9 protein-coding genes are annotated in these 12,140 nt (G+C 66.5%); 6 read left to right on the top strand and 3 right to left on the bottom strand.

Features of this window, described 5'->3' with window-relative positions; genetic code table 11:
- Positions 1-2: 2 nt before the first annotated feature.
- Positions 3-2,735, bottom strand: a complete 2,733-nt coding sequence (locus ABIC35_RS04750) for a TonB-dependent receptor (protein ID WP_121077131.1) — start codon at positions 2,733-2,735, stop codon at positions 3-5.
- Between the two features lie 294 nt (positions 2,736-3,029).
- Here ABIC35_RS04750 and ABIC35_RS04745 point away from each other — a divergent pair, with 294 nt between their 5' ends.
- From ABIC35_RS04745 to ABIC35_RS04730, 4 genes are all read left to right on the top strand, one after another.
- Positions 3,030-4,244: an MFS transporter gene (locus ABIC35_RS04745; protein ID WP_183049386.1), complete on the top strand. Its 1,215-nt coding sequence runs from the start codon at positions 3,030-3,032 to the stop codon at positions 4,242-4,244.
- A gap of 128 nt (positions 4,245-4,372) precedes the next feature.
- Complete coding sequence (locus ABIC35_RS04740) at positions 4,373-4,864, top strand: EF-hand domain-containing protein (protein WP_121077129.1); 492 nt, start codon at positions 4,373-4,375, stop codon at positions 4,862-4,864.
- 159 nt (positions 4,865-5,023) lie between these two features.
- A complete protein-coding gene (locus ABIC35_RS04735; protein WP_121077127.1) occupies positions 5,024-5,743 on the top strand; it encodes a response regulator in 720 nt (239 codons plus the stop codon).
- The gene (locus ABIC35_RS04730; RefSeq protein WP_121077125.1) at positions 5,740-7,122 is read left to right on the top strand and encodes a sensor histidine kinase; all 1,383 of its coding nucleotides are present in this window, start codon (positions 5,740-5,742) and stop codon (positions 7,120-7,122) included. Before ABIC35_RS04735 ends, ABIC35_RS04730 begins: the two co-directional genes overlap by 4 nt.
- Before the next feature lie 195 nt (positions 7,123-7,317).
- Here ABIC35_RS04730 and ndk read toward each other — a convergent pair whose 3' ends face one another.
- Positions 7,318-7,740 carry a nucleoside-diphosphate kinase gene (gene ndk, locus ABIC35_RS04725; RefSeq protein WP_121077123.1) on the bottom strand — a complete coding sequence of 141 codons (423 nt, stop codon included), beginning with the start codon at positions 7,738-7,740 and terminating at the stop codon, positions 7,318-7,320.
- A 74-nt stretch (positions 7,741-7,814) separates the two neighbouring features.
- Positions 7,815-8,255 (bottom strand): DNA polymerase III subunit chi, encoded by a 441-nt coding sequence (locus tag ABIC35_RS04720; protein ID WP_121077121.1) that lies wholly within the window; start codon positions 8,253-8,255, stop codon positions 7,815-7,817.
- 138 nt (positions 8,256-8,393) lie between these two features.
- Here ABIC35_RS04720 and ABIC35_RS04715 point away from each other — a divergent pair, with 138 nt between their 5' ends.
- A complete protein-coding gene (locus ABIC35_RS04715; protein WP_354278381.1) occupies positions 8,394-10,682 on the top strand; it encodes an LPS-assembly protein LptD in 2,289 nt (762 codons plus the stop codon).
- Between the two features lie 99 nt (positions 10,683-10,781).
- A complete protein-coding gene (locus tag ABIC35_RS04710) occupies positions 10,782-12,140 on the top strand; it encodes a peptidylprolyl isomerase (protein WP_354278380.1) in 1,359 nt (452 codons plus the stop codon).

Below are 12,140 nucleotides of genomic sequence, written 5' to 3'. Positions count from 1 at the left end.
AGTCAGAAACGCGTGCGCAGCGTGATGCCGTAGGTGCGCGGCTCGGCGAGATAGGCCGAGAACAGCTGGCGGCCGCCCGGATATTTGGGGTCGGTGAACGGCGCGGTGGCGGCGCCCTCTTGGAAGGGCGAGTTGAACACCACCTGCGTGTAGTTCTGGTTGAAGATATTCTGCCCCCAGAACTCGATCGCCCAGCGCTCGTCCTTGCCGCGGATGCCGATGCGGCCGTTGAACAGCGCATAGCCGTCCTGGATCTTCTGCGGGAAAAGGTCCGAGCCCGTGTTGTAGTCGCCGGTCATGCGTGCATCGAAATAGATCAGGCCGCTGAGCCCCGAGTTGCCGAGCGGCGGCGTCCAGGCGACCGAGGCGGTGCTGACGATCTCCGGCGCGTTGGACAGTTGCTGGCCCGGCAGCCGCCGCAGCGCCTGGTCGAGCGGCCCACCGGCATCGTTGCCGACCAGCTGGTTGCGGTAATGGGTATCGGCATAGGTGAGGCCCAGGCCCACCCGGAAATCGCGCGCCGGCACGAGTGAAGCTTCGAGTTCGACACCCTGCGACACCACGCCGTAGCTGACGTTGGAGGACGAGCAGGCGCCCGTGGTCGACGCGGCGGCGTTGAAGTTGCTTGCCGTGGTGAACTTGCTCTGGTCGCGGTCGCCGCCGTTCAGGCCCGCGGTGCAGCCGTTGATGTTCTGGACCAGGAAGACGGTGCCGTTAAAGGTGTTGAGCTGGAAGTTCTTGAACTGCTGGCGGAAGGCCGAGAGGTTCAGGCTGAACTTGCGGGTCGAGTATTTCAGGCCGATCTCGAACGCGTTGTTGGTCTCCGGCGCGAACTGCAGGTTACCGGTCAGCGCCTGCGCGCCACCGACCGCGGCAAAGGGCAGGATCGGCACCTTGAGCGCCGACTTGTCGAGGTTGAACCCGCCCGCCTTGTAGCCGCGCGAATAGCTGCCGTAGAGGAGCAGGTCGTCGGTCGGCTTGTACGAGAGGATCGCGGTGCCGGTGAACTGGTCTTCCTTGCGGGTGTCGCTGATCGCGGCACCGTTGAGCTCGGCGGTGGAGTTGCCCTGGCAGGACAGCCCGAGAATGCCGTCGATCGTCGCGGTGAGCGAAGCGACCGAGCGGAGCGGCAGCAGCGCCGTCTGGTTGGCGACGCAGGCGGTGTTGTCGTTGCCGAACGTTGCGTTCAGCCGCTTGCGCTCGTTGGTGTAGCGCAGGCCCAAAGTCAGGTCCAAGCCCTTGGTGACATGGAAGATGTTGTGGGTGAACAGCGCCCAGTTGCGGCTGTTCTGCTTGAAATAGTCACGCGTCGTGCCACGATCGTTGATCCCGTCCAACCGATCGAACGCCGCATAGATCAATGGGCTCGCCGCGCCGAACAGCGCCGGTCGAGCGGCAAGGCACCCCGCCGCCGCCGGATTGTACAGCGCCGCGAGCGCGCTGCCCGAGACGATCCGGCAGGTGGCAAAACGGCCGTACTGGGTGCCGAAGCGGAGATTGTCGACGAGCGTCAGGTCTTCATTGGCGAAATAGCCGCCGACCAGCCAGTCGAGCTTCTCGTTGAACGCAGTGCCGTTCAGGCGGAGTTCCTGGCTGAACGTCTCGAACGCGCGCGACGAGTCAGAATTCGGCGCGCGATAGAGCAGGTCGACCGCGCTGTAATCGGTATCCGCGCCCTGGCTGGAGAAATAGTTGCGATAGCCGGTGATCGAGGTGAGCTTCACATTGCCCAGGTTCCAGTCGAGCTGGACCGAGCCGCCCCAATCCTCGGTGATGCCGCCATAGCTCCGGCCCTTCGAAACATAGAGGTTCCGGCTATAGGGATTGCTGAACGCGGCCATCGGTTGGCCAAGATCGCGCAGCACCCGGACGATGTTGTTCGCGGTAGGACTGTTGAGGTCGCCGATATATGGGTTGATCGAGGAATCGACATAGACCGCGCCGCAGCATTCCTCGTTGCGATGGGTGTAGTCGCCGATCACACGGATCTGGATGTCGCTGGTCGGTTCGAACAGCAGTTGGCCCCGGAGGAAATAGCGGTCGCGATTGTTGACGTCGCGATTGTTGGTCACGTCCTGGTAGAAGCCATCGCGCTTCATGTAGACGCCATCGAGCCGACCCGCGACCGTGCTGCTCAGCGGCACGTTCACGAAGCCCTGCAGACGGATCGTGTCGTAATTGCCATAGGTCGCCTCGGCTCCCGCCGAGAAGATCGACTCCGGCTTCTTCGAGACGATGTTGATGATGCCGGCCGAGGCGTTGCGGCCGAACAGCGTGCCTTGCGGCCCGCGCAGCACCTCGATCCGCTCGAGATCGCCCAGTTCGCTGAGGCCGATGCCCGAGCGCGAACGATAGACGCCGTCGATGAACACGGCGACCGAACTTTCCAGGCCCGGATTGTCGCCGACCGTACCGATACCTCGAATACGCGCCGAGCCATTGGCCTCGCTGCCGGTCGAGGAGACCAGGAGCGACGGCGCCACCTGGTTGAGCGCGCGGATGTCGTTGGCACCAGTCTGCTGCAGCGTCTCGGCACTGACCGCCGAGACCGCCAACGGCACGTCCGCCAGCGCCTGTGCGCGGCCCTGCGCGGTGACGATGATCTCGTTATCCGCCTGGACGGATCGTCCACCGGCATCCTGCTGGTCCTGGGGGGTCTCCTGCGCGAGCGCGGGCGCTGCGAGCGCCATCACGAGTGCCGGCACTGCACAGGCCGACATAAGGCGTAGCCGCATATCTTTCCTCTCCACCGAGGTTGGAGCTGTGTTTCCGCTCCATACCCGAACCTCGAATACACGCCTTGTCGCCAGCGCCGTCAAGCAAAACTAAAGTTGCAAAATGCCACTTGAATGCAATCGTTGCTGAGAAGGCACAGTGTTGCTCAACCGGATTGGCGCTCCCGCGGACCCCGCCCCGCCCCTCCGTGCGGTAAGATGTTGACGGACAGCGCACTTCCCTGGATCCACCGCGAAGCGTGGCGCGAGCAGCCGGATTGCGGTACGCTTGGCATCCTCTTGGGAGGGGGCCATATGCAGTTCCACCATCGTGCCGTGCCGATCGTGCTTGCCGCCGTGTTGATCGATTCGATCGGTTTCGGCGTCATCCTGCCCGTACTTCCGAAGCTGATCGTCACGCTGTCGCACACCAGCCTCGACGATGCCGCGCGGATCGGCGGGTGGATGCTGGTAGCCTTTGCCGCAGCGCAGTTTTTCGCCGGTCCGATCCTCGGGTCGCTGGGCGACAGCATCGGCAGACGGCCGGTGCTGCTCGCCTCGATGGCCGCCTTCGCGATCGACTATCTGCTGATGGCAGCGGCGCCGACCATTGGCTGGCTGTTCGTCGGCCGCATCGTCGCGGGAATTGCCGGCGCGGTCTATGGGCCGGCCAACGCGGTGCTGGCCGACGTCACCCCGCCGGAGAAGCGCGGCGCGACCTTCGGGATGATGGGCGCGGCGTTCGGAATCGGGTTTATCCTCGGCCCCGCGATCGGCGGGCTGCTCGCAAGCCTGGGCCCTCGCGCGCCGTTCGTCGCCGCTGCGGTGCTCGCCGGGCTCAATGCGCTGTGGATCCTGTTGCTGCTGCCGGAGACGATGGCGCCCGATCGCCGTCGCCCGTTTCGCCTGCGCGACGCGCATGTCTTCGCCGCGTTTCGTCCGCTGTTCGAAGCGGGCAATGCCAAGCCACTGCTGCTTGCCGCCTTCCTCTGGCAGTTGGCACATATGGTCTACCCGGCGACCTGGGCGTTCTTCGGCGAGATCGCGCTCGGCTGGGACGAGCGCATAATTGGTGCCTCGCTCGCCGCCTCGGGCATCTGCATGGCGCTGGTCCAGAGCTTCGTCACCGGACGCGCGATCGCCGCGTGGGGCGAGGAACGGACGGTGGTGCTCGGCATGCTCACGGGCGGCCTCGCCTTTCTCGGCTATTGCTTCGCGCGGGAGACCTGGATGGTGTTCGCGATCATCCCCTTCGCCGCCTTCCAGGGCCTCGCCTTCCCCTCCATCAACGCCCTGCTCTCGCGCATGACCGATCCGTCGTGCCAGGGAGCGCTCCAGGGCGGCATGGCGGCGCTGGGCAGCGTTGCGCTGATCCTCGGGCCGCTCCTGCTCAGCCAGGCGCTGGCCTTCGGGTCGGAGCGCGGCTTCCAGGGCGGCAATTTCGCGGTGGCGGCGGTCCTGGCGCTGAGCGCATTGCTGCTGATCGAATGGAAGGTCGTGCCCCGTGTGCAGCAGGCGGCTGCGGAATAGCACACGACAATTTGCGACACTTTGGCGCGGGCGATGACAAACCCGTGCGACACGCGACCGCGAAACAAAGCATGTGTCGGGGGCATGCCCCTCGCCCCCGACATCCCTTTTCTTTCCAGGAGTTTCGCATGTTGAAACGTCTATCTTTCGCCGCGCTCGGAGCCTCGCTGCTCGCCGGCTCGGCCTTCGCTGCGCCGGCGGCCCCGCAGGATGGTCCCCGTGGCCCCCGCGACCCGCTCGCCATGGCTGACCAGAACAAGGACGGCGTCGTCACCCGCGACGAGATGCTCGCCAGCATTGCGACGCGCTTCAACGCGATGGACGCCAATCACGACGGCAAGGTCACGCCGGATGAGCGCGAGGCCTATACGGCACAGCAGCGCGCGCGAATGGGTGGCCGCATGGCGCCCAAGAAAGACTTCACCCTCGCCGACGAGCAGGCCCGCGCCACCCGCATGTTCGACCGGGTCGACACCAACCATGACGGCAAAATCGACGCGGCCGAGCGCCAGACTGCCGCGCAGAAGATGATGCAGATGCGCCGCAGCGGCGGCTGGCGTGGTCGCCAGGGTCCGCCCGCCGGCGACATGCCGCCCCCTCCTCCGGCCGACGGCAACTGACGCCAGCCGGACCAGCCGGGCGGGAGGCCGCGGGCATCGCCGATCCTGTCCCCGTCGGGATCAGATGCGCCTCCCCTGACGCTTCACCGCGAGCTCCGCGGATCTCCTCCCTTCCGCCCGGCTCTTTTCCCCGACGACAAAGGCGCTACCTTGGTGAGCATGTCCGAAGTCCCGCACCTGCTGCTCGTCGACGACGAGCGCTCGATCCGCGAACCGCTCGCGCAATATCTCACCAAGCAGGGCTTCCGCGTTACCCAGGCGGCCGATGCAGAGAGCGCACGGGCGCGGCTCAACGCCTATGCGATCGACCTGGTCGTGCTCGACATCATGATGCCCGGCGAGGACGGGCTGAGCCTGTGCCGCCACATCCGCGAGACCAGCGAGACACCGGTAATCCTGCTCACCGCGCGCAGCGAGGAGACCGACCGGATCGTTGGGCTGGAAATGGGCGCCGACGATTATGTCGTGAAGCCGTTCAGCCCCCGCGAGCTGTCCGCCCGGATCAAGGTGGTGCTGCGCCGCTGGTCGGCCGGCGGCGCCAAGCAGCATGCGCCGGAGACCGGCTCCTTCGCCTTTGCCGGCTGGGTGCTGCGTACCGGCGAGCGTACGCTGGTCGATCGCGAGGGCGTGTCGGTGCCGCTGTCGACCGGCGAATACAATCTGCTCCACGCGTTGGTCACCCGGCCACGCCAGGTGCTTACCCGCGACCAGCTGCTCGACTTGACCCAGGGCCGCGAGGCGGCGGCGTTCGATCGCGCGATCGACAACCAGGTCAGCCGGTTGCGCAAGAAGATCGAGCCCGACGCCAAAAACTCCTCGATCATCAAGACGGTGTGGGGCGGCGGCTATACGCTGGCGGTCGAGGTAACCCGGCTTTGAGACGATTTCTTCCCACCAGCCTGATCGCGCGCATTGCCCTGCTGGTCGCGGCGGCCTTGTTCGTGGCACAAGCGATCAATTTCGGGCTGTTGCTCCATGAGCGCCAAAAGGCGCGGTTCGCGCTCGTGATCGCCCCCGCGACGACACGGCTGGCCGACGCCGCCGAGCGCCTGCTCGTGCTCCAGCGCGAGACGCCGCGCCAGCCTGGAGCCGCGAAGAACCGCTTCCTTTCCGATCCGCGAACCCATGTGCGGCTGCATGCCGAGAACCCCTTCGCCGGCGAGATCGATCGGCGACGGCCGGATGTCGAGCGCGATCTGCGCCGCGGCCTTGAGGATGCAGGGCTGCGCGCGGGCGCGATCATGGCGGCGCTGCGTCCGGTGAACCCCCAGCGCCTGCTCGATCCAAAGCTCGATCCGCTGCGCGCCGAACGGCTGCGGCGGATGGGGGCGGAAATGCTGGTTGCGGTGGAACTGCCCGGCAGGGGCTGGCTTACCCTCGCTACCCCTTGGCCACGCACCGAGTTCGACCTGATCTGGCAGCTCGCCGCGCAGACGCTGATCCTCTATGTCGTTGTGCTGGTGCCGGTGCTGCTGGTCGGCGGACGGATCGCGCGGCCGCTGCGAACCCTCACCGATGCCGCACGCACCTTCCGCCCCGGCGACGACACTGCCCCGATCCGCGAGCGTGGCCCGAGCGACGTCCGCGCGTTGATCGCCGCGTACAATGCGCTCGGCCGGCGCGTCACTTCGATGCTCGACGAGAAGGACCGGATGCTCGGCGCAATCGGCCACGACCTGCGCACCCCGTTGCAGGCGCTGCGCGTGCGGATCGAGTCGGTGGAGGACGAGGACGATCGCGCGCGGATGGCGGACACGATCGACGAGATGAGCCGCACGCTCGACGACATCCTGTCGTTGGCGCGGCTGGGGCGGCCGAGCGAGCCGAATACGGATGTTGATCTCGGCGCGCTGGTCGATGCTGTGGTCGAGGATTTCCGCGATCTCGACCATGACGTGACCTTCGAGGAGCCCGAACGGCTCAAGATGCGGCTGCGGCCGACGCTGATGCGCCGCGCGGTGCGCAACCTGATCGAGAACGCCGTGAAATATGGCGGCGGCGCCGAGGTGCGGCTGATCCCCGAGACCGAGCGGGTGACGATCCAGGTATGCGATTGCGGGCCCGGTATTCCGGCGGACAAGCTGGAGGCGGTGTTCAACCCGTTCACTCGACTGGAACAGTCGCGCAATCGCGATACCGGTGGGATCGGGCTAGGGCTGGCGCTGGCCCGGGCGATCGTAAACGATGCCGGCGGGACGATCGCGCTGGCCAATCGCGAGGGCGGCGGGCTGACGGCGACGATCACGCTGCCGCGGTGAGTTTCACTCCTTAGCCCCTCCCCTTAAGGGGAGGGGTTGGGGTGGGGCCTGAGCTGGAAGCGCATCCCCCGCTAATCGGTCATGCCCCACCCCCAACCCTCCCCTGAAGGGGAGGGGCTTGACGTTCGAAACAAAAAAAGGCCGCGCTCCCCCATCGGAAGCGCGGCCCTTTTTCAACCGAAAACCGTCAGCCTATCAGCCGACGATTTCTTCCGGCTTGAAGAAGAAGGCGATCTCGGTCGCGGCATTCTCTTCCGAATCCGAACCATGGACCGAATTTGCTTCGATCGACTCGGCCAGTTCCTTGCGGATCGTGCCCGGCTCGGCGTTCGCCGGGTTGGTCGCGCCCATGATGTCGCGGTTGCGCTGCACGGCGTTCTCGCCCTCGAGCACCTGCACGACGACCGGGCCCGAGATCATGAACTCGACGAGGTCGTTGAAGAAGGGGCGCTCCTTGTGGACGCCGTAGAAGCCTTCGGCCTGCTCGCGGGTCATCTGGATGCGCTTGGAGGCGACGACGCGCAGGCCGGCCTCTTCCAGCATCTTGGTGACGGCGCCGGTCAGGTTGCGGCGGGTGGCATCGGGCTTGATGATCGAAAAGGTCCGGGTCGCGGCCATGGCCGTGCGGCTCCTGTAGTTGGTGATGGAAGGAAGTCGCGGCTCCCTAGTCCCGCAGCGTCTTCAATGCAAGCTCAGGCAACTTGCGCCCAGCGGCCATTTTCGTCCTGTCGCCAATAGCGCCGTTCAACGCCCTCGCGCTCACCCAGCGCCCGCCACGCCGCGCGGGCCGCGCCAATGCATTCCTCGTCGAAGAGGTGGAAGGCGCGCTGGAATTCCAGCGCTTCGTCGCGCCAGAGCCCGTCGACGAGTGCCACGTTACGGGCGCCGTTGGCGGGTGCGACCGTCTCCGCGATCAGCGCCGGCTGCTCGGAATCCCAACTGCTGCCGGCCTGCGCGTGCGGCAGGAAACTCGTCGGCTGATAGCTCCACAGCAGCTGGTCAATGCGCGTGCGCAGCGCCGGATCCTCGGCGACGATCAGCAGCCGCCCGCCGCTGCCGAGCACCTTTTCGGTGATCGCAGGCAGCACGCGGTCCAGCGGTGCCACGGTAAGGTGATAGAAATCGACCTGCATGCGGGGCCCCTTAGCCCGGATGTGCGTTGGGGCCAACGCGCCTCCCGTTGCGGAGCCGCAATCGCTGCGATAGGGCACGTGGATGCCCGTTGCCGGGGAGTGACGATAAAGGTGGGAGTTTTCGTGAAGCGCAAGGCCATGTTCTTTCCGGCCGCGCTCGGTCTGTGCCTATCGGCGCAGGCTCGCGCCCAGCAGGCGCCCGATTCGCGTCCCCTGCCCGCCGACCAGGCTGCCGGCGCCACGCTGCCCGCCGCCGATCTGCAGGACCGGCCGGCCGAGCCCGCGCCGCCACCGCCGGGCGGTCTGCCCGACGATCCGAAGCAGGTCCAGTTCACCGCCGATCAGCTCGACTATGACATGAACACCGACGTCGTCACCGCCAGCGGCGACGTGCGCATGTATCGCGAGAGCAACCGCCTCCGCGCTGACAAGGTCACCTGGGACCGCCGTACCGGCAAGGTGATGGCGACCGGCAACATCGTCGTCGCCAATCCGGAGGGCGATGCCGCCTATGGCGACAGCATCGAGCTGACCGACACGCTGAAGGACGGCGTGGTCGACAACATGCTGGTGGTGCTGGAAGCCGGCGGACGCATCGCCGCCGCGCGCGGCTCGCGCAACGACGGCGGCGTCATCACCGTCGAGAACGCCGCCTATACGCCCTGCTCGGTGAGCGACAGCTCGGGCTGCCCCAAGGAGCCGTCCTGGAAGATCACCGCCGACCGTGTCGTCTATGATCCGGCCAAGCATCGGCTGCGCTACAAGGGCGCGCGCATTTCGGTGTTCGGCTTCGCGACGATCCCGCTGCCCGCCTTCTCGCATCCGGCCGGCGGCCAGAGCGATTCTGGTTTCCTGACACCCGACGCGCGCTACAGTCGCACCAACGGCCTGCAGCTGGCCCTGCCCTATTTCTTCAGCATCGCGCCCAATCGCGACCTGACCGTCACCCCGCGCGTCTTCTCCGACACGCTGCCGATGCTGCAGGCCGATTATCGCGAGCTCAACAGCCTCGGCGCCTTCCGCCTCCAGGCCTATGGCACCTATAGCCGGCGCGCCGACGACCTCACCGTCGCGCCCAGCCCCGCGACGCTGCGCAACGATTTCCGCGGCTATCTCGATCTGGTCGGCCGCTATCAGCTGGATCCCAGCTGGGACGTGCGCGCCTCGCTCCGCGTGGCGAGCGACCGCACCTTCCTGCGCCGCTACGACATCTCGCGCGACGACCGGCTGCGCAACAACATCGCGATCGAGCGAATCGACAGCGACAGCTATTTCGCGATCAACGCCTGGGCGGTGCAGACGCTGCGGGTGGGTGACCGCCAGGGCCTGCAGCCGGTGGCGCTGCCTGAGATCGACTATCGCCGCCGCCTCGACGACGGGCTGCTAGGCGGCAAGTTTGACTTCGAGGTCAACACGCTCGCGCTCACCCGCACCGGCGGACAAGACACCCAGCGCGCCTTCACCAGCGCGCAGTGGAGCATTCGGCGTCTTACCAATTGGGGCCAGGAAGTCAGCCTGACCGCCTATACCCGCGGCGATATCTACAACACCTCCGACACGATCGCGACGACGGTGGCGAGCTATCGCGGCGAGAACGGCTTCCGCTTCCGCGGCATCGCCGCCGGCGCGCTCGACGTGAAATGGCCGTTCGTGGGCGATTTCCTCGGGGGCAGCCAGCGGATCACCCCGCGCGTGCAGATGGTCGTGGCGCCGCATCTCGCCAACATGGAGGTGCCCAACGAGGACGCCCGCGCCGTCGACCTGGAGGATTCCAACCTCTTCGCGCTCAACCGCTTCGCCGGCTATGACCGCTTCGAGGATTCGACGCGCTTCACCTATGGGCTCGATTACGCACTCTATTTGCCGGGCATCAGCATCGAGGCGAATGTCGGCCAGAGCTATCGCCTGAGCGACCGTTCCTCCTTGTTCCCCAACGGCACCGGCCTCACCGATCGGCTGTCCGACATCGTCGGGCGGACGGTGATCCGCTTCCACGATTTCGTCAGCCTCACCCACCGCTACCGGCTCGACAAGGATGGGCTGGCGGTGCGCCGCAACGAGATCGACATGTCGGTGGGCTCGCGCGCCACCTATGTGACGGTCGGCTATCTGCGGCTCAACCGCAACGTCGACCCGACGCTGGAGGACCTGCAGGATCGCGAGGAACTCCGCCTCGGCGCCCGCGTGCAGTTCGCGCGCTTCTGGTCGCTGTCGGGCTCGACGCTGATCGACCTTACCGACAAGCGCGAAGATCCGCTGGCGCTGGCCAATGGCTTCCAGCCGATCCGCCACCGCATCGGGCTGTTCTATGAGGACGACTGCCTGCGTATCGGCACTACCTGGCGGCGCGACTATGCCACCACCGGCGATGCGCAGCGCGGCAACTCCTATCTGCTCACCCTCGCCTTCAAGAACCTCGGCCGCTAGAAGACCCGGTCTGGGGGGATTCGGCGCTAAGCCTTGGTTCAGGCACAATTGCGCTATAAGCGCTGCTTCCCGTTTGAGGATAAGGGTCGTTCTGAAGTGATGATGGGTGTGGGCAGGATTGCGGGAACGGGTGCGAAGTGGCTGGCCGGCGCGGGGCTTGCCGCCCTGGCGACGATGGCGATCGCCCAGACCTCCGCGGGGCAGGACGGCCAGGCCGGCGTGAACAACGGGCTCGATCTGCCCAGCACGCTGGAGATCTTCGGCAAGGCCGATCCGAACGTCCGCAAGCCCACCGCGATCGTCAACGACTATGTGATCACCGGCACCGAGGTCGACCAGCGCGTCGCGCTCGTCACCGGCATGCAGAAGCTGACCCTGAAGCCCGAGGAGCGCGAGCAGCTCAAGCTCGCCATGCTCCGCCAGCTGATCGACGAGACGCTGGAAATCCAGGAAGCCAAGGCCAACGAGATCAAGGTCGATCCCCGCGAGATCGAGAACAGCTTCAGCCGCGTCAGCACGCGCTTCCAGAAGACGCCCGAGCAGATGCGTGCCTGGCTGCGCGAGATCGGTTCGTCCGAGCGCTCGATCAAGCGCCAGATCGAGGCCGAGCTCGCCTGGAGCCGGCTGCTGCGCAAGCGCGTCAACGTGAACGTCGGCGAAACCGAAGTGAAGGCGATGATCGATCGCCTCACCGCCCAGAAGGGCACCGACGAATATCACGTCTACGAAATCTACCAGAACGCCACGCCCGATCGCGCCGAGGAAGTGTCCGGCGGCATGAAGAAGATGATCGAGCAGATGCGCTCGGGCACGCCGTTCGACTATCTCGCCCGCACCTACTCGCAGAGCTCAACCCGCGCGAGGGGCGGCGATCTCGGCTGGATCCAGCCGGCGATGCTGCCCGAGCAGCTCGCCCAGGCGGTGCAGGAAATGCAGCCGGGCCAGGTCGCGGGGCCGATCCCGCTCTCGGCAGGCTTCTCGATCGTCTACCTGGCGGACAAGCACAAGGTCGGCATCTCCGACCCGCGCGACGCCCGCCTGAGCCTCCGTCAGCTGTCGCTCGCCTTCGCCAAGGGAACCACCGAGGCACAGGCGAGCACCCGCGCCGCCTCCTTCGCCAAGGCGACCCAGGCGATCCGCGGCTGCGGTGACGTGAACAAGGTCGCGTCCGCCGAAGGCGCCGAAGTGGTTGACCGCGACAACATCGTTATCAAGGACCTGCCGCCGGCGCTGCAGAACTTGATCCTGCCGCTGCAGGTCGGCCAGGCGACCCAGCCCTTCGGCTCGATCGAGGACGGCGTGCGCGTGCTGGTGATCTGCGGCCGCGACGACCCGCCCGCCGCCAACACGCCCTCGGTGGAGCAGGTGCAGGAGCAGCTGGAGGACCAGCGAGTCAACCTGCGCGCCGAGCGGATGCTGCGCGACCTGCGCCGCGACGCGCTGATCGAATATCGCTGA

This window comes from Sphingomonas trueperi (genome assembly GCF_040545965.1).
Classification (GTDB): domain Bacteria; phylum Pseudomonadota; class Alphaproteobacteria; order Sphingomonadales; family Sphingomonadaceae; genus Sphingomonas; species Sphingomonas trueperi_C.
The sequence above is the reverse complement of the archived record's forward strand: the minus strand, read 5'-3'. Positions and strand labels throughout refer to the sequence as shown.